This window comes from Streptomyces sp. NPDC052114, from assembly GCF_040680155.1.
GTDB lineage: Bacteria > Actinomycetota > Actinomycetes > Streptomycetales > Streptomycetaceae > Streptomyces.
Genome location: NZ_JBFAWC010000002.1, coordinates 355,072 through 374,953, shown reverse-complemented (window position 1 = coordinate 374,953; position 19,882 = coordinate 355,072). Strand labels below are relative to the sequence as shown.

General features: G+C 73.6%; 16 protein-coding genes. 6 read left to right on the top strand and 10 right to left on the bottom strand.

The window, feature by feature from the left end:
- The first annotated feature begins 8 nt into the window (after window positions 1-8).
- Entirely contained in the window at window positions 9-986 is a 978-nt protein-coding gene (locus tag AB0L89_RS05600; RefSeq protein ID WP_365134767.1) for a DUF6207 family protein, read from the top strand.
- A gap of 46 nt (window positions 987-1,032) precedes the next feature.
- Here AB0L89_RS05600 and AB0L89_RS05595 read toward each other — a convergent pair whose 3' ends face one another.
- Window positions 1,033-2,481, bottom strand: coding sequence for a hypothetical protein (locus AB0L89_RS05595; protein ID WP_365134764.1), 1,449 nt, complete (start codon window positions 2,479-2,481; stop codon window positions 1,033-1,035).
- Window positions 2,482-2,604: 123 nt separating this feature from the next.
- Window positions 2,605-3,297: a TetR/AcrR family transcriptional regulator gene (locus tag AB0L89_RS05590; protein WP_365134762.1), complete on the bottom strand. Its 693-nt coding sequence runs from the start codon at window positions 3,295-3,297 to the stop codon at window positions 2,605-2,607.
- Between the two features lie 206 nt (window positions 3,298-3,503).
- Here AB0L89_RS05590 and AB0L89_RS05585 point away from each other — a divergent pair, with 206 nt between their 5' ends.
- The 5 genes from AB0L89_RS05585 to AB0L89_RS05565 all read left to right on the top strand — a co-directional run bounded on the left by AB0L89_RS05585 (window position 3,504) and on the right by AB0L89_RS05565 (window position 9,818).
- Entirely contained in the window at window positions 3,504-4,901 is a 1,398-nt protein-coding gene (locus AB0L89_RS05585; RefSeq protein WP_365134759.1) for an MFS transporter, read from the top strand.
- The gene (locus tag AB0L89_RS05580; RefSeq protein ID WP_365134756.1) at window positions 4,898-6,130 is read left to right on the top strand and encodes an FAD-dependent monooxygenase; all 1,233 of its coding nucleotides are present in this window, start codon (window positions 4,898-4,900) and stop codon (window positions 6,128-6,130) included. Before AB0L89_RS05585 ends, AB0L89_RS05580 begins: the two co-directional genes overlap by 4 nt.
- 229 nt (window positions 6,131-6,359) lie before the next feature.
- Window positions 6,360-7,097: a trypsin-like serine protease gene (locus AB0L89_RS05575; RefSeq protein WP_365134753.1), complete on the top strand. Its 738-nt coding sequence runs from the start codon at window positions 6,360-6,362 to the stop codon at window positions 7,095-7,097.
- Between the two features lie 111 nt (window positions 7,098-7,208).
- Window positions 7,209-8,567: a DUF1800 domain-containing protein gene (locus tag AB0L89_RS05570; protein WP_365134751.1), complete on the top strand. Its 1,359-nt coding sequence runs from the start codon at window positions 7,209-7,211 to the stop codon at window positions 8,565-8,567.
- A 12-nt stretch (window positions 8,568-8,579) separates the two neighbouring features.
- Complete coding sequence (locus tag AB0L89_RS05565; protein ID WP_365134748.1) at window positions 8,580-9,818, top strand: DUF1501 domain-containing protein; 1,239 nt, start codon at window positions 8,580-8,582, stop codon at window positions 9,816-9,818.
- A 22-nt stretch (window positions 9,819-9,840) separates the two neighbouring features.
- Here the strand turns inward: AB0L89_RS05565 and AB0L89_RS05560 are convergent, their stop codons facing one another.
- The 8 genes from AB0L89_RS05560 to AB0L89_RS05525 form a co-directional block, all read right to left on the bottom strand.
- On the bottom strand, window positions 9,841-11,247 hold the full coding sequence (locus AB0L89_RS05560; RefSeq protein ID WP_365134745.1) for a HAMP domain-containing sensor histidine kinase: 1,407 nt from the start codon (window positions 11,245-11,247) through the stop codon (window positions 9,841-9,843).
- Window positions 11,244-11,948 carry a response regulator transcription factor gene (locus tag AB0L89_RS05555; protein WP_365134742.1) on the bottom strand — a complete coding sequence of 235 codons (705 nt, stop codon included), beginning with the start codon at window positions 11,946-11,948 and terminating at the stop codon, window positions 11,244-11,246. Before AB0L89_RS05555 ends, AB0L89_RS05560 begins: the two co-directional genes overlap by 4 nt.
- 60 nt (window positions 11,949-12,008) lie before the next feature.
- Complete coding sequence (locus AB0L89_RS05550) at window positions 12,009-13,253, bottom strand: styrene monooxygenase/indole monooxygenase family protein (RefSeq protein WP_365134739.1); 1,245 nt, start codon at window positions 13,251-13,253, stop codon at window positions 12,009-12,011.
- Window positions 13,254-13,386: 133 nt separating this feature from the next.
- Window positions 13,387-14,613, bottom strand: a complete 1,227-nt coding sequence (locus AB0L89_RS05545; RefSeq protein WP_365134736.1) for a metallophosphoesterase — start codon at window positions 14,611-14,613, stop codon at window positions 13,387-13,389.
- A 127-nt stretch (window positions 14,614-14,740) separates the two neighbouring features.
- Complete coding sequence (locus AB0L89_RS05540; RefSeq protein ID WP_365134733.1) at window positions 14,741-16,642, bottom strand: ABC transporter ATP-binding protein; 1,902 nt, start codon at window positions 16,640-16,642, stop codon at window positions 14,741-14,743.
- A 120-nt stretch (window positions 16,643-16,762) separates the two neighbouring features.
- Window positions 16,763-17,620 carry a GNAT family N-acetyltransferase gene (locus AB0L89_RS05535; protein ID WP_365134730.1) on the bottom strand — a complete coding sequence of 286 codons (858 nt, stop codon included), beginning with the start codon at window positions 17,618-17,620 and terminating at the stop codon, window positions 16,763-16,765.
- A gap of 71 nt (window positions 17,621-17,691) precedes the next feature.
- Complete coding sequence (locus AB0L89_RS05530) at window positions 17,692-19,047, bottom strand: MFS transporter (protein WP_365134727.1); 1,356 nt, start codon at window positions 19,045-19,047, stop codon at window positions 17,692-17,694.
- Window positions 19,040-19,801, bottom strand: a complete 762-nt coding sequence (locus tag AB0L89_RS05525) for a FadR/GntR family transcriptional regulator (protein ID WP_365134724.1) — start codon at window positions 19,799-19,801, stop codon at window positions 19,040-19,042. The genes AB0L89_RS05530 and AB0L89_RS05525 overlap by 8 nt, the downstream gene beginning before the upstream one ends.
- Window positions 19,802-19,882: the final 81 nt, after the last annotated feature.

Genomic DNA, 19,882 nt, shown 5'->3' with positions numbered 1-19,882 from the left:
TCCCCGCCATGACCGCCATCGACCTCCTCCTCGGCCGCGCGCTGCTCCTGAAGAGCCCTCAGGTCCCGGAGGACACCGTCCCCTATGAGGACACGGCCTACCCCGCCTTCACCTCTGACGGCTCACCGCTGTGGGACAGCGACGACCGCGACCTGACGGACCTGACCGCCGCGGGCCACCTCCACGCCCTCTGCGAGACCGCCGTCTCCCACTGCACTCCCGAGCAGTTGGGCGACTTCATCACCGACCAGCTGCCCTCCCCGCACAGCGCCTGGCTCCTCGGCTGCACCCTCCAGCTCGCGAGCGCCGATACCGGCGCGCGGTTCTGGTGGCAGTACGCCGCGGGCGCCGGGGACGACCGCGCCTCGTACTGCCTCTACCTGCACCACCTCTCCCTCGGCGACAGCCACGCGGCCGGCTTCTGGTTCCATCAGAGCGGCATCGCCACCCAGGACTCCGACACCGACATCCCCCTCTTCCTGCGGATCCTCACCCGTCTCGTCCCCGCCGCGGGCCGTAGGGGCAGGCGCACGGAGACGATGACCCTGGTCATCGACTACGTCACGCGGGCCGTCGCCCTTGGGTACGCGAGCCATCCCGACCTGGAGATCCCGCTGCCCGGCCCCTACTTCGCGGAATGGATCGGGATCATCCTCGCGGTCGGCCCGCTCGCCACGAGACCGTCCCGGCAAGAGGAGCCGTCGACCGCCAAGACCCTGCCGAACCGCCCTCCGCTCGACGAAGGCCCGGGCGAGGGCAGGGCCCCGCGGGCCCAGGAGGCGGAGTACGTGCTGGAGGTCCCGGTCGCGGACACCCAGTCCGCGGCCGCCTTCAAGGAAGCCGTCGCCGCCTTCTGGGAGGACACCACCGCCGACCGCACGGCCCGGCCGAACCCCGCCGAGGCGCGGCTGCGCTACCACCTGGAACCACGGCCCCTCACCGCCGGTGCTGCGGGCCCCGGCGCCAGAACGGCCCGGCCCTCCTGACCCCCCGACCGGTCGTGCGTTCGCACGTCGGTCGCCGTACTCGCCGTCATCGCCCCGGACCCCGCGGCGCCGGAGCGAGGTACGCCCGGTACCCCTGGTACACGCCCAGCGCCCTCAGGCGGTCCGGGTGCCAGGTGCGGGCGTAGGAAGGCGGTCCGTCTCCGGCGGGTTCCAGGGCCGCGGTCCGCACGGTCCGGGCCTCCGAGGCGATCTGCCCGTCCGTCGCGTTGGCGTTGTGGCCCTGCGTGTGGGCGGAGGCGCACCCGGCGTAGAAGGCGATCTGGATGGCCTCGTGGCCGGTGAGCAGGCACGGGGGGCGTACGCCGAGGCGGCGCAGGTCGGCCGCGGCGCGGGCGTAGTCGCGGCCGGCCGCCGTGGCGCGGTGCACGGTGTGCTCCAACACCGTGGTCTGCACGGCCAGATGTGCCGCGAGCCCGGCCGTCACCAGGGCGATCGCCGGTGCCCGCCACCGCCTCTTGGGCGCGGTGACGGCGCGGACGAGGGCGTCGGCGACCGGGATCGCGAGGAGGGCGTAGGCGGGGAGGAGGAAGCGCGGGGCCGCGTAGTCGATCAGGAAGAGGTACGGGAACGCGGCCGACGCCGCGCACGCCAGGGCCAGCAGGGTGCCCGCCGTCCGGCCCGCCCGCGCCGCGACCGTCAGGCCCGCGGCCGCGAGCACCGGCAGCGCGAACCACCACAGGGTCACCGCCGCGTCCGGCATCGCCGAGGTGCACGGTCGGCACAGCGTCCGTCCGCCCAGGCCGCGCAGCTGGTCCCCGACGGCGAAGTGCCAGCCCAGGCCGCCCTCTGTCCGGGATCCCTCGGCCAGCCGCGCGCCGAGCCCGCCGTAGCGGACGAACGCCTCGACGACCCATTCGGCGGCGCCTGCCGCGAGCCCGAGGCAGAGCGCCGCCGGCAACCACGGCCGTCGCCACCGCCGAACGCAGACCAGCGCGCCGCACAACGGCAGCGCCACCCAGACCGCGTCGGTGGGCCGCATCAGCGCCATCACCGCGCCGCCCGCCGCGAGCCCCCACACGGCCGCCCGGTCACGGGGGTCGGCCTGGGCGCGCAGGAAACACCCCACTGTCACCAACGCCCCCATGGCGACCCAGTAGTTGGGCATCGCCTGCGGCCCGTAGAACACCGTCACCCACAGCGAGCCGAACAAGGCCCCCGCCAGGGCCAGTACGCGCACCGGCAGCAGTCCCCGCCAGCAGCGCAGCGCGGCGTAGAGGCCGGCTCCCGCCAGCAGCGCGAGATAGACCCGCAGCAGCGCGGTGGACGACGACCAGGACGCCACCGGCGCCACGAGGAGCGAGACGCCCCGGGCGCGCGGTGCGCTGAAGAACGCCGGCGGAGCGTGCGAGCTGACCTGGCTGACGTACACGGTCTCGTCCCAGCCGAGCCCCATCCCCGTTCCGATCAGGGCCAGTTGAGCCGCGGTGAAGGCCCCGGCGACGACGGCGAGCGCGGCGTGCGGGCTCTTCGTCATGACCACCCCCGGCCCTACCGGCTCGGCGCCGCCGAAGCCGGCAGTTACTTCTTCTACTTCTTCCGACTCCTCACGCACACAACGCCGTTCCGGAACGCGTGCGCGGCGCAGCTCACCGCCGGGTCACGCGATCCGGTAGGCCCGCAGGAACGTCCGTACCCCCTCGACGACGAGGGGCCGGACGCGGGTGTCCTCCACGGCGTTCGCTGAACCCAGCCTGTCCAGTGCGACGCCGAACGTCAACGCGATGAACTGGTCGGCCGCGAGCCGGGGGTCGGGGACGTGGAGCAGCCCGGCCTCGCCGAAGGCGGCGAGCCGCTCGGCGAGTGCCTCGTCGGGGGTGTCGGCCATGGAGTTGTAGCCCTGGTGCGGCAGGTGGCCCGATTCCGCCCGGACCAGCCGTTGCAGCGTCGCGTACTCCGCCGAGCCGAGCATGTCGGTCGCGATGGACATCGAGAACGTGACCAGGGCGTCTTCGAGGTCGGCGGCCTCGGTGAGGTCGGTGAGGGTGTCGTCGAGGGTGCGCCGGATCGTGCTGATCAGGGACTCGCCGACGGAGTCGACGACCGCCTGCAACAGCGTCCGCTTGTCGCCGAAGTAGTCGTAGACCGTCCGCTTGGACACTTCGGCGCGGGCGGCGACCGCGTCGACGCTGGACCGGTCGAAGCCGTCGGCGAGGAACAGTTCCCGGGCCGCCGCGAGGATGGCGGCCCGCTTCGGGGTGGCACCCTCGCGCAGCGTCTTCGCGGCCGGTGACTTCGTGGCCTGCGTCTTCGCGGTCCGCGTCGTGGCGGTCGGCGTCTTCGTGGTCGGCATGGAGCCATCTTAACCGGACTACACTGCACGGTGTAGTGTAGTCTCGGCTCGGCGCGTTGAGCACCCATGTATCCGCCGCGACCGGCAAAGGCGTGCGCGCACCGACTCACCTGCCGACGGCTCGGGTTCACCCAGGCGGCACACCGCGCCTCTCGCGCACGGCAGGCCCCTTCCTCTCTCACCCACCCATGACGGAAAGGACATCCATGACCGCAACCCTGGCTCCCCCGGTACACATCGGGAAGGCCGCTGTCGCAGCCCTCGGCATGCTGGCGGTCGCCACCGGCGCGCTGGAATCGGTGGTGACGCCGACGCTCCCGCTCCTGCAACGCGAACTGGACATGAGCCCGGCCGAAGGGTCGTTGCTCAGCATCGTGCTCCTCATCACCGGCGCGCTCGTCACACCGGTCGCGGGCAAGTTAGGCGACCGCTTCGGCGGAAAACGGGTCCTGATCCGGCTGATGGCGGTGGTCTGCGCCGGCGGTCTGGTGTCCGCCCTGGCACCGAACCTTCCGGTGCTGCTGCTCGGTCAGGTACTTCAGGGGGCGATGGTGGGCGCCCTGCCCCTGTCGTTCATCCTGGTGCGCAAACACCTCCCCGCGGGCGAGTCGAAGGTGGCCATCGGGGTGGTCAGCGGGTTGTTCGTGGGCGGCGGGATGGCGGGCACGCTCGCGGCCGGGCCCGTGGCGGAAGGGCTGTCCCGGCACTGGATGTTCGCGCTGCCGACGATCGCGGTCATCGCCTCCACCGTGCTGGTGAACAGGCTGATGCCGCACGACCCGCCGGGCCCGTCGGACGGCGTCGGGATCGACTGGCCCGGCCTGCTCCTCCTGAGCGGGACGCTGGTCACGCTCATGCTCGTGCTGGCGACCGCCCCCGAGATCGCCTCGCAGCCGCTCGCCCTCGGCGGTCTCGTCGTGGTCCTGGCCGCCTTTGTGACCGGCTGGATCGCCGTCGAGCGCCGCGCGGCCTCGCCGATGGTCGACCTGCGCATGCTGGCACGGCCCGCGATGTGGAAGTCGTGCGTGCTGACGTTCGTGATCTGTGTCGGCACCTCGGTGGCGGTCTATCTGATTCCGCAGCTGTTCGCGGTGCCCTCCCGCGCGTACGGCTTCGGGGCCGGTGCCACCGAGATCGGCCTGTTCCTGCTGCCCGGCGCCGTGGCCGCGTCGCTGGCCGGGCCGCTCAGCGGGATCGGGGTGCGGCGTTTCGGCTCGCGCGCCGTGGTCACCGCCGGGATCTTCCTCATGGCCGCCGCCCTGCTCTCCCTGGCAGCCGTGCACACCGAGGTCTGGCACCTCGTCGTCGGCAAGGTGATGATCTCGCTCGCCAACGGCCTGTGCGTCACGGCGATGGTGACCAGCACCGCCACGTCCGTCGGTCAGGGCGACACCGGCATCGCCACCAGCCTCGTCCTGGTGACGCGCGTGATCGGCTACGCCGTGGGCGCGCAGCTCGGTGGCGCGCTCCTCACCGCCGCGACCCCTTCCGGTTCCGACGTCCCGGCCGAATCGGCCTTCGTCACCGGCTTCGTCGTCGCCGGCGCCGTCGCGGCGCTGTCCCTGCTGGTCGCCCGCACCATGAGCAAAGGAGTCAAGGAATGACCCGCACCGACCTGTCGACGGGCCTGCGCACCGAGCCGGGGCGCACGGTCCTGATATCCGGGGCCAGCATCGCGGGGCCCGCCCTGGCGTTCTGGCTCAACCGCCACGGATTCGCGGTCACGGTGGTCGAGAAGGCGAGCGCCCTGCGGGGCGGCGGCTACCCCATCGACGTACGCGGCACCGCGCTGGAGGTCGTCCGGAGGATGGGAATCCTGCCGCGGCTGCGGGAGGCGCACATCGACCTGCGCCGGCTGACCTTCCTCGACGGCGACGGCGGCGAGGTGGCCTCGGTCTCCCCGCACGCCCTCACCGGCGGTGTCGCGGGCCGGGACCTGGAGGTGCGGCGCGGGGACCTGACCGACGCCCTCTACGCGGCGGTCCGCGACGACGTGGAGTTCCTGTTCGACGACTCCATCGACACCCTCGACCAGTCCGGCCACGGCGTCGACGTCACCTTCCGCGGGGGCGGCAGGCGTACGTTCGACCTGGTGATCGGCGCGGACGGGCTGCACTCACGCACCCGCGCGCTCCTGTTCGGCCCCGAGGAGCAGTTCCACCGCTACCTCGGCTACTGCTTCGCCGGGTTCACCCTGCGCAACACCCTCGGGCTCTCCCACGAGCTCATGATGTGGAACACCCCGGGCAGGGCCGCGGCGCTCTACGCCGTGGGGGGCGCGGGGGACGACGAGGAGGTGCACGGCTTCCTGAACTTCGCCCACCCGGCACCGCCGTTCGAGGCGTTCCGGAATCCGGCGGCCCAACGGGACCTGGTCGCCTCGGTGTTCGCCGACGCGGGCTGGGAGGTCCCGGGGATGCTCGCCGCCCTGCGCGAGGCGGACGACCTGTTCTTCGACGCGGTCAGCCAGATCCGCATGCCGCGCTGGTCCAGCGGCAGGGTGGCGCTGGTGGGCGACGCCGCCCACGCGCCCTCGTTCCTGACCGGCCAGGGCTCGAGCCTCGCGCTCGTCGGCGCGTACATGCTCGCCGGTTCCCTGGCCGGCCGGGACCACGCCGCGGGCTTCGCCGCGTACGAAGACGGCACCCGCGCGTTCGTGACCGCGAACCAGGACCTGGTCGGCGAGGGCGATGCCGCGCTCTTCCCCACCACCGCACGGGCCCTGGAGCGGCGCAACGACATGCTGCGCAGTCTCGACGCCATGCCTCCGGCGGAGGGGCGACCGGCACATTCGGCGCTCGTTCTGCCCGAATTCACGCCCGTGACGGGATAGATCGGCACTCCGCGGTACATCCGCGACAGGACGGGGAGGGCGTAGGCGCGACCACCGGCTCACCGGCGGGTGCGAGGAACTCCCCGTCGTTTTCCAGAAGGTGGCCCGACTTCCGAACCTTCCGGCGGTATGACCCGTCTTCCGTGTCGGCAATTCTGTTCAGACGTACAGGCACGGGGGCGCCTCCGCCGAGGCGGGGGCGCGTCCCGGCGAGAGGAGATGTTCCGCAATGAAGCGTCGCGTTCGAGCGCTGCTGCTGACCGCCCTGCTGACGGTGACGGGCTCAGCGCTGGCCACCGCGCCGGCCTCCGCCGTCATCGGCGGGTCGAAGAGCACCTACGGGCCGTGGGCGGTGCGCATGCTCGTCGACGGCGAACCGGTGTGCACCGGGACGGCGCTCACCAGCCAGTGGATCCTCAGCGCCTCCCACTGCTTCTACGAGCAGGCGGAGCCGATCGCCGACAAGCGCATCTCCTTCCGGGTCGGCGACCTCGACATGCGCAAGGGCGCCACGGTCCACCCGCTGCGCGGCAAGCGCGTGGGCAGCGCGCACGCCGACATGTTGCTCATCAAGGTGAACCCCATGAAGGGTGTCCGCCCGGCGCGCCTGGCGACGGCCGGGGTCCACCGGGGGCAGCAGGTCCGGCAGTACGGGTGGGGCGCGACCTGCACCAAGGACGAGAACGCCTGCCAGTCGCCCGTGCTGAAGCAGTCGAAGCTGCGGGTCGTACGACCGGACGACCGGCGGTGCGACGGCTACACCTCGCCGGACGGCTCGGACTTCTGCATGGAGAAGATCTCCGGGATCCCCGCGGGCGGCGACTCCGGGGGCCCCGTGATGAGCATCGCCCCGCGCGGCCGGGAGACCCTGGTCGGCGTCTTCAACGGCTCCGACCGGGAGGAGGTCGCCGAAGCGGGACTGGTCTCCCGGCAGCTCGCCTGGATCCGCTCGGTCATCAAGAAGTAGCCGTACTCCTGGGGTGGGAACGCGTGGCGCCCGCGGACGCGCCACGCGTTCCCACGGTTCTCCCACCTGACGCGGACGCCCGTGGAACACGGCACCGGCAGGCTTCCCGCCATGGGAAGGACACTTGACAGCCGGGCCCACGTGACGCGTCTGCTCCAGCGCTCGGGGTTCGACGCCCGGCCGGACGCCGTGGACGCGGCGCAGAAGGCGGGGTTCGAGGCCACGCTCGACCGCGTGCTGGAGGCGGCGGGAACCGACCGCGGGGCCGACGCGACGCCCGCACCCGAGCCGGAGGCCCTGCCGCCGCGCAGGACCAAGGCGGACGACAGGCCGAAGGACCCCGAGGACGATCCCGTCCGCAAGCACTACCGCGAAGCGGTGCGGCGCCAGCGCGAGGACATCACGCAGTGGTGGCTCGCACGCATGGTGGCCGCCGAGCATCCCTGGACCGAGAAGCGCACCCTGCTGTGGCACAACCACTGGGCCACCTCCGTCAAGAAGGTGCGGTCCGGTGCGGCGATGCTGCGGCAGAACGACACGCTGCGGCGGCTGGGCGCGGGCGACTTCCGCGAGCTGGCCCGCGCCATGGTGGTCGACCCCGCGCTCATGGTGTGGCTGGACGCCGACGGCAGCACGGCGAAGGCACCGAACGAGAACCTCGCCCGCGAGCTGATGGAACTCTTCGTGCTCGGGGTGGGCCACTACACCGAGTCCGATGTGCGCCAGGCGGCCGCCGCCCTCACCGGATGGACCCTGGACCGGCAGGCGCATCCGTGGACGGCGCGCTTCAAGCAGCGCAGGCACGATCAGGGACGGCAGACCGTGGTGGGCGAGACGGCCGACTTCACCGCGCGTTCGCTCGTCGACCACCTGGTGGGCCTGCCGCAATCGCACGCCCACGTGGCCACCCGGATGTGGGGCGCCTTGGTGAGCCACGAGAACAAGCCGTCGAAGGCGGCGCTGGCCCGCGTCACGGCGGCGTACGGGAGACAGCGCGACACGACCGCCATGTTCCGGGCCATATTCAGCGACGAGGCGTTCGCGGACGCCGACAACGTACTGGTGAAGCAGCCGGTCGAGTACGTGGTGGGCAGTCTGCGCGCGTTGGGCGTCCGTCCCTCGGCGCTGCCGGAGAAGGTGCGCGGGCACCTGCTGACCCGGACCCTGGCCGGTCTCGGCCAGGTGCCGTTCGCCCCGGAGAGCGTGGGCGGCTGGCCCGCCGGTGCGGCCTGGCTGACGACGGCCGCCGCCCAGGTGCGGATCGCCTTCGCACAGCGGCTCGTCCACCACGCCGACCTCGACGACGTGGCCGACGCGGCCACCGGCGAGCGCCCCGACCTGCTCGCCCGCAAGCTCGGCGTCACCGCCTGGAGCGCGCGCACACGCGGCGTGCTGCGCGCCGCCGCACGCGATCCGCGCAAGGTGACGGCCGTCGCGCTGACCGCGCCCGAACACCTCGTCCTGAGCTGAAGGAGAGCCCACGTGGACACCTGGACCCGACGGAAGTTCCTCACCGCGAGCGGGGTGGCCGGGGGCGTCGCGCTGGCCGCCGGAGCCACGGCCTGGGGCGTGGACGAGCTGCTCGCCACGGGCTCCGGCGCCGCCCACGGCGACGCCGCGACCCTGGTGCTCGTCACCCTGTACGGAGGCAACGACGGCCTCAACACGCTCGTGCCCGCCGCCGATTCCCGCTACCAGGACCTGCGCGGCGACCTCGCGTACGGCGAGGACGAGGTGCTGGCGCTGGGCGACGGCCTCGGCCTCAACCCGGGGATGAAGCGGCTCAAGGGGCTCTGGGACGACGAGCGCCTCGCGGTCGTGCGCGGTGTGTCGTACCCGAAGCCGGACCACAGCCACTTCCGCTCGATGGCGATCTGGCAGACCGCGTCCCCCTCCGGGCCGGTGCCCTCGGGATGGCTGGGCCGCTGGCTGGACCACGAGGGCGGCGACGACCCGCTCAGGGGCGTGTCCGTGGGCGCCACCCTGCCGCCGCTGATGGCCGGCGAGAGGACGGCGGGCGCGGCCGTGCGCCTCGGCGGCACGAAGCTGCCGGACGCCTGGCGGCGCACCTGCGCCGAGCTCGCGCACGTCGACGACGACGCCCACCCGCTGCTGCGGCGGGCCGGAGCCTCGCTGGCCGACCTGACGAAGGTCTCCTCGGCCTTCGGCGGCGGCAAGGACCGGGACGACACCGGGGAGTCGGGCGACGACGACGCGACGGACGACGGGGGCTCCGCCGGCGGTCAGAGCGGGCTCGGCGCCCAACTGGAGGTGGTGGCCCGGGCGATCGAGTCGGGCGTGTCCACGCGGGCGTACAGCGTGAGCCTCGGCGGCTTCGACACCCACGCGAACGAGAAGGCCACCCAGTCCCGGCTGCTGGGTCAACTCGACGGGGCGCTCGGCGCGTTCCTCGATCGCGTTCGCGGGACGGAGGCGGGCAGGAAGGTCGTCGTCGCCGTGTACTCGGAGTTCGGCCGCCGCCCCAGGGCCAATGCCGACCAGGGCACCGACCACGGGACCTCGGGTCCGGTGTTCGTGCTCGGCGAACCGGTCAGGGGCGGCTTCTACGGCGACCAGCCGAGCCTGACCGACCTCACGGACGACGATCTGCGCACGACGACCGACTTCCGCGACGTGTACGCCACGCTGCTGGACCGCGTCCTCGGCGCCGACCCGGCGAAGATCCTCGACGGCCACGACACGACCCTCGCGTTCCTGTGAGGGCCGCCCGGCCTGCGGTGCGTCAGGGGGCCGGCGGGAGGCGGACGGTCACGCGGGTCCCCTCTCCCCGCGCACTGACGACGTCGACGGCGCCGCCGTGGGCCTCGGCGACCGCCGCGACGATGGCCAGCCCCAGACCGCTGCCGTCGCCGCGGTGCGCCGGGTCGCCGCGGTAGAAGCGGTCGAAGACGCGCGGCAGCGCCTCGACCGGGATCCCCGGGCCGTCGTCGGCGACTTCGAGGGTCACGTCCGGGCCACCGGCGCGCACCGTCACCCGCGCCGCCGTCCCGGACGGCGTGTGCCGGCGCACGTTCGCCAGCAGATTGTCGACCACGCGCCGCAGTTGCTCCGCGTCCGCGCGGACCGTCGCGCCGCCCTTTGCCCGTACCGTCACGGGGCTTTCGGGGGCCACGACGCGCGCGGCGGCCACCGCGTCGCGCACGATCGCGGCCAGGTCCACGGCGCGGTGCTCGCGGGCCGGGGCGCCGTCGAGCCGGGCGAGCAGCAGCAGGTCGTCGACGAGCCGCTGCATGCGCAGCGCCTCGGTGGTGATGCCGTGCATCGCCCGTTCCCGTTGCTCGGGGCGGGTGAGCGCGCCCTGATGGTGCAGGTCGGCGTAGCCGAGCACGGCGGTGACGGGGGTGCGCAGTTCGTGCGAGGCGTCGGCGACGAACCGCCGCAGGCGGTCCTGGGTGATCCGTTCGGCGGCCAGCATCGTGTTCAGCGCCAGGCCCAGGCGTCCGACCTCCGTGTCGTCGTCGGCGGGCGCGACCCGTCCGACGCGGCCGGTCCGGTCACCGGACGCGATGGCGTCCGCGTCCCGGGCCATCGACTCCAGGGGCCGCAGTCCGCGGCGCAGGACCCACAGGCCCGCGCCCGCGAGGAGGGCGAGCACCCCGGTGGTCGCCGCCGCCTCGACGACGAGCACCTGCCGCAGCGTGCCCTGGACCTGGTCCAGGGGGACGGCCGCGATCAGTGTGCCGCGGCCGGGGATCCGCTGGACCAGCAGCCGGTAGTCGGGGCCGCCGGGCGCCTGTGGCCCCACCGTGACCGGTTCGCCGCGCGCGTCGGACAGCGGGTCCGGCAGGCGCGGCGCGGCGTCGTCCGGGTCGCGCAGCCGGGGCACCAGATCCCGTACGCCGCCGTCGGGCCTGCGCAGCTGGAGGTAGAACTCCGAGGCCCCGAGCAGCCGGACGTCGTTGCCGAGCGTGCCGCCCGGCCCGGCCTGTTCCAGTTGCTGCGCCACGCGCTGGCGGACCGCGCGCAGGGTGACGTCGGTGCGGTGCGTGAGGTCGTCGCTCAGCGCCGCGTAGACGACGGCGTCCAGGGCGAGCAGGGCCGCGGCGACGAGGGTGAGCAGCGCGAGCAGGAGCCGGCCGCGCAGCGAACGGGGGCGCGGGGGACGGAGCCGCGGTCGCGCGGGCCTCATGGGGTCTCCTGGTCGCGGAGGATGTAGCCGATGCCGCGCCGGGTCTCGATCAGCCCCGGGCCCAGTGCGTCGAGTTTGCGCCGCAGGTAGGAGATGTAGGTCTTCAGGACCCCGTGGTCGCCCTCGCCGAAGTCCCAGACGTGGTCGAGGAGTTGCTCGTGCGTCAGGACGCGGTTCCTGTTGATCAGCAGGTGGTGGAGCAGCCGGTACTCGGTGGGTGAGAGGTCGACGAGCACCCCGGCCCGGCGCACCTCATAGGTGTCGGTGTTCATCTCCACGTCCGCGCAGACGAGGAGCCCCGGCGCGGCGCGGCCCTCGCCCCGGCGCAGGACGGCGCGCACCCGGGCGGCGACCTCGGCGAGCCGGAACGGCTTGGTGATGTAGTCGTCGGCGCCCAGGTCGAGGCCGCCGACGACGTCCTGGCCGCTCTCGCGGGCGGTCAGGAAGATCACCGAGGTCGTCGCGCCGGCCCGTCGCAGTCGGCGTACCACTTCGAAGCCGTCGATGTCGGGGAGCATCACGTCGAGCAGCACGAGCTGCGGGGCGTGCTCGCGGACCGCCGTCAGGGCCGCCCTGCCGGTGGCCGCCTCCGCCACCTCGTACCCGAGGAAGCGCAGCGAGGTGGCCAGGACGTCGAGGATGGCGGGCTCGTCGTCGACGACGAGCAGCCGGGTGCCGGGCGGGACCTCTGGTGCGTTCATGCCCGGCATCCTGGCATCGCCGTCCCCGCACGGAACAGCGCCCCCTCGGGCCCCGGGCCGCTACACCCCGAACCGTGCCGCGTAGGCGTCGGCGCCCACCGGGTCGAGCAGCCACGAACGGTACGTCAGCGGATCCGCGTAGCCGTTGGTGAAGCGGTGGGCGACCTCCGGGTGGGCGAAGGCGGCTCCCATGATCCGGCCCACCCGCTCGGGCTGCGGATCGCCCAGCATCAGCTCGGTGAAGGCGTGCGTGTGCCGGGCGTTCTCCCAGTACGCGTCGAACGTCTCCCGCATCCACTCCTCGTCGAAGGGGAGTTCGCCGCGCCGGAGGATGGCGGCCAGGTAGCTCGCCGCCGCCCGCGCCGCGTTGTTCGCGCCCTGGCCGGTGACCGGGTCGTGGACGACGAGGGCGTCCGCGAGGCCGAGGACGGGGTGGCCCTCGTCCACCCGTGCCACGGGGCGGCGCACCGCGGGGGTGATCGCGCCGTACAGGGCGGCGCCCGCGTCGGTGGGCTCGGCGCGGCGGAAGCGTTCGTACTCCCAGGGCGCGAACGTCCGCAGCAGGTCGAGGCCGCGCCGCAGCCCCGCGGCGGCGCGGGGGCGGTCGCCCCAGCAGTCGTACGCCCCGTCCCACCGGCCCTCGAACAGCAGGATGTCGCAGGGCCCGCCGACGGTGAGCGCCCGCATCATGATGACGTCGCCGGTGGGCGGCACTCCGGTGGCCCGGACGTAGCCGGCGGCCGGGTCGGTGCCGTCGTGGGCGACGCCGTTCACGTAGAAGCAGGCGAGGCTGCGCGGCGGGCTCGCGTGGGCGGGCCAGGACGTGTCGCGGGGGAAGAGCGCGGAGAGCGGGCCGCGTCCGGTGGCGAGCACGGTGAGGTCGTGCGCGGCGGCGACGGCGGCCACCTCGGCGGGGCCGACGGAGCGGTACTCGACGCGTCCGCCCCGCTCCTCGAACAGCTCCAGCCAGCGGGACAGCTTCACCCGCTGGTCCACGGAGCGCACCTCGTCGTCGAACGGCGCGGTGAACCGCCGTACCGGAGCGGCGGGCTGGCCCTCGGGGTCCCAGTGGCTGAGCTCGAACCTCGGCATCACGGGGGCCTCGTCGTCCCAGAGCGCGAGCCCGGCCTCCCGTTCGATGCCCAGGGCCGGGCCGAACATGAGCTGGGTCGAGGTGACCCGCCCGCCCCGTACCTCCTGGGGCCGCCGCTCGGCGGTCAGTGTCACCTCGTACCCGGCCCCGAGGAGCCCCAGGGCCAACTGGAGCCCCGCCTGTCCCGCTCCCACGATCGCGATCCTGCGCACCCCGTGCCCCTTTCCCGAACCGGCTCCGTCGACCGGGCACTGAGGGTCGTACCCACCCCCTTCGGGCCCTACCGGGTGCGACCGGACGGAATGCGACGCGGTCGCCGGTGACGGACGGGTCACCGGCGCGCGTTCACACCCGGCTCAGGGCCCGGGTGGTCCGCGTGCGGTGCGCCAGGCGTGCCGTGCGCGTGGCGACGTCGACGGTGTAGGCGTCCACCGTCATCGCCTTGCGGGAGACCTTGAGGACCATGAAGCCGTGGTCGGAGAAGTTCTGCCAGGCCGACGGGTGGTCGAAGTGCGCCTTGCCGTCGCCCGCCTTGCCCGCGGCGCCGCACACGATCTGGCGGGTGCCGCGCGTGTCGGCCGTGGGCTCCAGGACCTGCAGCGTGTGGTCGTGCCCGGACAGGATCACGTCGGCGCGACCGCACACCACCTCCTCGTACAGCTCCTTGAGGTGGATGCCGCTGGTGTAGTTGCCGATGACGAAGCCGTCGTACGAACCGGCGCTGCCGTGCTTGCCGTTGTTCAGGTACGGGTGGTGGCCGAGGACGACCTTCCAGCGCGCCCGCGACTGCTTCAGCGAGGTGTCGAGCCAGGCCCGCTGGTCGCGCATGTAGGGGCCGTTCCACCAGTAGTGCGGGTCGAGCTGGGCGACGTACGAGGAGACGGGGTTGGTGTCGATGGCGAAGAACTCGACCAGCGGGTCGGCCTCCTCGCCGCCCGGCGCGGGGGCGGCGCCCGGCAGCGCCACGTTGTAGTAGCGGCTCGGCATGTACCAGCGCCGCGAGCCCTTCGCGTACGAGACCTCGCGGTCGCCGCGCGAGGGGTCGCCGCCGCTGCCCGGGATCAGGCCGGAGCAGTCGTGGTTGCCGAGGACCATCAGCCACGGCATGTCCAGGCCCGAGTTGGGGTCCTCGAACTTGGTGCGGAACTCGGAGTCGTGGTCGGACTCGGGGCCGTTCTCGTAGATGTTGTCGCCGAGGCCGACCGCCAGGCCGACGCCCTCGGCGCGGCACACCTCACGGGCGGCGGCGGCCACCGCGTGCTGCGCCTCCTCGCCGGTGCCCGCGTCGCCGGTCAGGAGCACCGCGTACTCCCCCGCCCGGTTCGGCCGCGAGGGCAGGGGGAACTTTCCGTCGCTTCGACGGTCGGCCGCCGCGGCCGGTGTCCGCGCACCGGGCAGGACCGTCAGCGCCGCGGCCCCCGCCACCACGCCGCCCAGCACGGACCGCCGCCGCAGCGCCCGCATCTCCTGGACCCGCTGCCCCACGGGCCCCTCGGCGATCCGCGGCTGTTCCCGCAGCCACTGGTCCTCCGTCATGTCCGCGCTCGGCGGTATCAACTCGTCGTCGCACATGGGGGGTTTCTCTCACGCGAGAGGGTGTGGATGGTGGGGAACCAATGAACTCCTAGTGGACGTATGGACACGGCTCGGCGGCCCGGGCGTGGTGTCCCGGGCCGCCGAGCCGTCGGCGGGAGCGTTCTCAGGCCGCCTCGACGACCTCCGTCGCGTCCGCCGCCTCCGTGCCCTTGGCGAACTGCGTGCGGTACAGCTCCGCGTACCGCCCGTCCGCCGCCAGCAGCTCCTCGTGGGTGCCGCGCTCCACGATCCGGCCCGCCTCGACGACGAGGATCTGGTCGGCGGAGCGGACGGTCGAGAGACGGTGGGCGATCACCACGGCGGTGCGGCCCTCCAGCGCCTCGCCGAGCGCCTCCTGGACGGCGGCCTCGGAGGTGTTGTCGAGGTGGGCCGTCGCCTCGTCGAGGATGACGACGCGCTGCCGGGCGAGCAGCAGGCGGGCGATGGTCATGCGCTGGCGTTCGCCGCCGGAGAGCCGGTAGCCGCGCTCGCCGACCACCGTGTCGAGGCCGTCGGGCAGGGCCCGCACCAGGTCCTCCAGGCGGGCCCTGCGCAGCACGTCCCACAGGTCGTCCTCGCTCGCGCCGGGCCGGGCGAGCAGCAGGTTGGCGCGGACGGACTCGTGGAAGAGGTGGCCGTCCTGCGTGACCATGCCCAGGGTGGCGCGCATCGAGGCGCTGGACAGGTCGCGTACGTCGACGCCGCCGATGCGGACCGTGCCCTCGTCGGCGTCGTAGAGCCGCGGCAGGAGCTGCGCGATGGTCGACTTCCCCGCGCCGGAGGAGCCGACGAGCGCCACGGTCTGGCCGGGTTCGGCGCGGAACGACAGGCCGTGCAGGACCTCCTCGCCGCCGCGGGTGTCGAGCGAGGCGACCTCTTCGAGGGAGGCGAGGGAGACCTTGTCGGCGGACGGGTAGGCGAACCGCACGTTCTCGAACTCGACGGCGACGGGCCCCTCGGGGACCGGCACGGCGTCCTTCTTCTCGTCGATCAGCGGCTTCAGGTCGAGCACCTCGAAGACCCGCTCGAAGCTGACCAGCGCGCTCATCACCTCGACGCGCGCCCCGGCGAGGGAGGTGAGCGGCGCGTACAGCCGGGTGAGGAGCAGGGCCAGCGAGACGACGGCGCCCGCCTCCAGGGTGCCCTCCAGCGCGAAGTACCCGCCGAGGCCGTAGACCAGCGCCAGCGCGAGGGCCGACACCAGGGTGAGCGCGGTGATGAACGTGGACTGCGCCATGGCGGTGCGCACGCCGATGTCCCTGACCCGGCGGGCCCGCGCGGCGAACTCGTCGGACTCGTCGCCGGGGCGGCCGAAGAGCTTGATCAGGGTGGCGCCGGGCGCGGAGAAGCGCTCGGTCATCCGGGTGCCCATGGCGGCGTTGTGGTGGGCGGCCTCGCGCTGGAGCTTCGCCATCCGCGAGCCCATGCGGCGCGCGGGCACGATGAAGACGGGCAGCAGCACCAGGGCGAGCAGCGTGATCTGCCACGAAAGAGTGAGCATGACGACGAGGGTGAGGACCAGGGTGACGATGTTGCCGACCACTCCGGAGAGGGTGTTGCTGAAGGCGCGCTGAGCGCCGATCACGTCGTTGTTGAGCCGGCTGACCAGCGCGCCCGTGCGGGTGCGGGTGAAGAAGGCGACCGGCATGCGCTGGACGTGGTCGAAGACGGCGGTGCGCAGATCGAGGATGAGACCCTCGCCGAGGTTCGCCGACAGCCAGCGGCTCAGCAGGCCGAGGCCGGCCTCGGCGAGCGCGATGGCGGCGATGAGCAGGGCGTACCGCACGACGGTCCCGGAGTCGGCGCCGGAGACGATGGCGTCGACGACGTTGCCCGCGAGGACGGGGGTCGCCACGGCGAGCAGTGCGGTCAGGACGCTGAGCAGCACGAACTGCCAGATGCGTCGGCGGTGGGACCGGGCGAAGGCGCCGATGCGGCGCAGGGTGGCGCGGGCGAAGGGACGGCGGTCCTGCTGCGCGTTCATGACGCTGTGCAGCTGCGTCCATGCGGTCGTTTCCATGCTCATGCGGGAAACGTTAGGACCTCGACCAAACTTGAGGTCAACAGTTTTCCCCGCGCCCCCCCCGCGAAGGGGCGCGGGGCGCTCACCCGTACGACTGCGCCGGGCGGAGCGGCCGGGGAGCGGTCAGCCCAGCTCCAGGGAGGTGACGCCGAAGACGCGGTGTGCGGCGTACTCCCTGATCGGGCCCGTGTACATGCGGGCCGTGTCGAACGTGGGCTTCATGCCGCGCCCCTCGGCGAGCGCGACGGCCGCCGCGTTGTTGCCGGGCACGTCGAGGGCGACCGGGGCGCCGTCCGCCTCGGCGGCCAGGGCGTCCAGGAGCGCCTCGGCGTCGGCGCGCGTGTCCGCGAACAGCGGCCCGACGCGCCGGACGTCGCGGCCCGGCCGGATCACGCCGTAGCCGGTGAGCCTGCCGTCGACGATGCGGGCGAGGGCCCGGTGGCCGGGGGCGGCCAGCCAGGACTGGAGGAAGCGCGGCCGGTCGGCGGGCAGGCACGCGCTGTCGTACGCCATGAGCGCGCGCAGGCCCGCCGCCTCGACGGGGCGCACGTGCCGGTCGGGCACGCCCGTCGTGGGCAGCGGGCCGAGATAGCGCTGGGTGCCGTGGCTCCAGGTGAAGCCGGAGCGGCGGTAGTTGTCCTGCTGGCCGGGCACGCCGTCCAGGCCGACGGTCCGGCCGCCGGCGTGGGCCAGCGCGGCCTGCCAGGTGGCGAGGCCGAAGCCGTGGCCGCGCCGGTCGGGACGGACGAGGTAGAAGCCCAGGAAGGCGTAGTCGTCGCCGTAGTTGACCACGGAGACGGCGGAGACCGGCTCGCCGTCCAGGCGTCCGATGAAGAACCCCTCGGGGTCCTGCGCGAAGAACGAGGGGGTGTCCCCGAGGCCGGGGTTCCAGCCCTCGTCCCCCGCCCACCCCGTCACCACGCGCCAGTCATCGGGCGTCGCCCGTCCGATCGCCAGTCGCCCGGGGGCCGAATCCGTCATCGCTGCACCCTTCTCCTGCGTCGCGGTGCGCCGTGAGCGACGCACCGGGTGCATATCTGCCCGAGCCGGGCTCAGCCGATGCCCGCGACGTGCCGGTCGCGCGCGGCGCCGAGTCCGGCCACGACCTGCGGCACCAGCAGGACCAGGAGCAGGACGAGCGGCACGGTCCAGCTGTGCGAGGCGTCGTGGACGGCACCGAGGACGGTCGGGCCGGTCGCCGCGAGGATGTAGCCGAAGCACTGGGCCATGCTGGAGAGCTGCGCCGCGTGCCGTGCGTCCGGCGCCCGCTGCACGATGAACAGCAGCGCGAGGCTGATGGCCGCGCCCTGGCCGAGGCCGAGCAGGGTCATCCACACATAGGCGCCGCCGACCGGCGCGGCGAGCAGTCCGGCGAAGCCGAGCGCGCAGAGCACGGCGCCGAGCACGGCGAGGGCACCCGAGCCCAGCCGCCTGCCGACGATCACCGGGGCGAGGAAGGAGCCCGCGATGCCGAGCAGCGAAGAGAAGGAGAGCATCCAGCCCGCGTCGCCCGGGGCCATGCCCGCGTCCTGGAACACGGTCGGCAGCCAGGCGGCGGCCGCGTAGTAGTTCAGGGACTGCAGCCCCATGTACGCGGTGACCTGCCAGGCCAGCGGGGAGCGCCACAGGCCGCGCACGGGGTGGGCGGCCTGCCGTGCGGCGGCCGCGCCCACGCGCGTGCGCGACCGGATCTGCGGCAGCCACACGAGCAGCGCGACCACGGCGAGCGCACCCCAACAGGCCAGCATGGTGCGCCAGTTCATGCCGCTGGCCTGCTGTACGGGCAGGGTGACGCCGGCGGCGAGGGCGGCGCCGCCGAACAGCGACATGGAGTACAGGCCGGTCATCAGGCCCGCCCTGGCGGGGAAGTCCCGCTTGATCAGGCCGGGCAGCAGGACGTTGGCGACGGCGATGCCCGCGCCGATGACGACGGTGCCCGCGAAGAGCGCGACGACCGAGTCGAGCAGGCGCAGGGCCGTGCCGGCGCAGATCAGCGCCATGGTGCCGAGCAGCGAGCGCTCCATGCCGAGGCGGCGGCCGAGCCGGGGCGCGACGGGCGCGAGCAGCCCGAAACAGAGCAGCGGCAGCGCGGTGAGCAGGCTGGTCGCGGCGGCCGACATGCCGCTGTCCTCGCGGATGGTGTCGGCGAGCGGCGAGACGGCGACGAGCGCGGGGCGGAGGTTGAGCGCGAGCAGGACGACGCCGAGGGCGAGGTAGAGGGCGCGGCGGCCGGTGGGGATGCGGGAGGCGTCCGTGGCGCGGCTCGACGTGGTCTCTTCTTGCGCGGTGTTGCGCGGAGCGGTGGCCTCCGGTGCGGTGTCTTCCGGCGCGGTCTCATGCGACACGCTCTCCCCCGGCGCGGTCTTCCCCGGCGCGCTCTTCCCCATGGCGGGTGACGTCTCAGACACAGCCGTCTCCCTGGTCGCCGCCGTCGGCGCGTCCGGCGTGCCCCGCGGCCTTGTCCTCCTCCAGGGGCTGGTCGCGCAGCGCGGCCATGCCCTCGGTCAGGTGGGCGACCACCGCGGCCTCGGCGGCCTCCGGGTCGCGCGCCTCGATGGCGTCGACGATCGCCTCGTGCGCGTCGAACTGGTGGCGCACCGCGTCCGGCACCGGCGCGGCGACGACGGACTGCAACGTCTCGCGCAGGGCGTCGCTGAGGTGGGCGTACAGCTCCGCGAGGACGCTGTTGTGCGCCGCGTCGGCGACCGTGCGGTGGAAGGCCATGTCCGCGTCGATGAACGCGGCCACGTTCCCGCTCTGCCAGGCGAGGCCCCGCTCGGCGAGCGCGGCCCGCAGGGTCGCGAGGTCCTCGTCCGTGCGGCGCCGCGCGGCATGGCGGGCCGCGTCCCGCTCCAGACAGGCACGGACCTCGTACGCCTCCAGGACGTCCGCCCTGCGCAGCCTGCGCTGCACGGCGGCGCCGAAGTCACTGCTCGCCCGCACGTATGTGCCGTCGCCCTGGCGCGGCTCCAGCATGCCCGTGTGCACGAGCGCGCGGACCGCCTCCCGCACGGTGTTGCGGCCCACGGCGAGCTGCTCGACGAGCAGCGGTTCTGCCGGGATCTTCTCGCCGACCTGCCACTCGCCGTCGGCGATGAGGCTCTCCATCTGGGCGATGACCAGGTCGACGAGGTTGGTCCGCGCGGCACTGCGCAACGGCATCGGGGGGCACCTTCTCTCTTCTCGCTCACTTTCCGTCAGACATGGGAACATCCCATGTTTCGACCTGTCAAAGCCGCAAAC

Bases quoted from the DNA above. Each gene is read 5' to 3' on its own strand.
- AB0L89_RS05545 (WP_365134736.1), bottom strand. From the start codon at position 14,613: ATGTGCGACGACGAGTTGATACCGCCGAGCGCGGACATGACGGAGGAC.
- AB0L89_RS05570 (WP_365134751.1), top strand. From the start codon at position 7,209: ATGGGAAGGACACTTGACAGCCGGGCCCACGTGACGCGTCTGCTCCAG.
- AB0L89_RS05535 (WP_365134730.1), bottom strand. From the start codon at position 17,620: ATGACGGATTCGGCCCCCGGGCGACTGGCGATCGGACGGGCGACGCCC.
- AB0L89_RS05555 (WP_365134742.1), bottom strand. From the start codon at position 11,948: ATGAACGCACCAGAGGTCCCGCCCGGCACCCGGCTGCTCGTCGTCGAC.
- AB0L89_RS05560 (WP_365134745.1), bottom strand. From the start codon at position 11,247: ATGAGGCCCGCGCGACCGCGGCTCCGTCCCCCGCGCCCCCGTTCGCTG.
- AB0L89_RS05525 (WP_365134724.1), bottom strand. From the start codon at position 19,801: ATGCCGTTGCGCAGTGCCGCGCGGACCAACCTCGTCGACCTGGTCATC.
- AB0L89_RS05600 (WP_365134767.1), top strand. From the start codon at position 9: ATGACCGCCATCGACCTCCTCCTCGGCCGCGCGCTGCTCCTGAAGAGC.
- AB0L89_RS05580 (WP_365134756.1), top strand. From the start codon at position 4,898: ATGACCCGCACCGACCTGTCGACGGGCCTGCGCACCGAGCCGGGGCGC.
- AB0L89_RS05575 (WP_365134753.1), top strand. From the start codon at position 6,360: ATGAAGCGTCGCGTTCGAGCGCTGCTGCTGACCGCCCTGCTGACGGTG.
- AB0L89_RS05585 (WP_365134759.1), top strand. From the start codon at position 3,504: ATGACCGCAACCCTGGCTCCCCCGGTACACATCGGGAAGGCCGCTGTC.
- AB0L89_RS05540 (WP_365134733.1), bottom strand. From the start codon at position 16,642: ATGAGCATGGAAACGACCGCATGGACGCAGCTGCACAGCGTCATGAAC.
- AB0L89_RS05595 (WP_365134764.1), bottom strand. From the start codon at position 2,481: ATGACGAAGAGCCCGCACGCCGCGCTCGCCGTCGTCGCCGGGGCCTTC.
- AB0L89_RS05590 (WP_365134762.1), bottom strand. From the start codon at position 3,297: ATGCCGACCACGAAGACGCCGACCGCCACGACGCGGACCGCGAAGACG.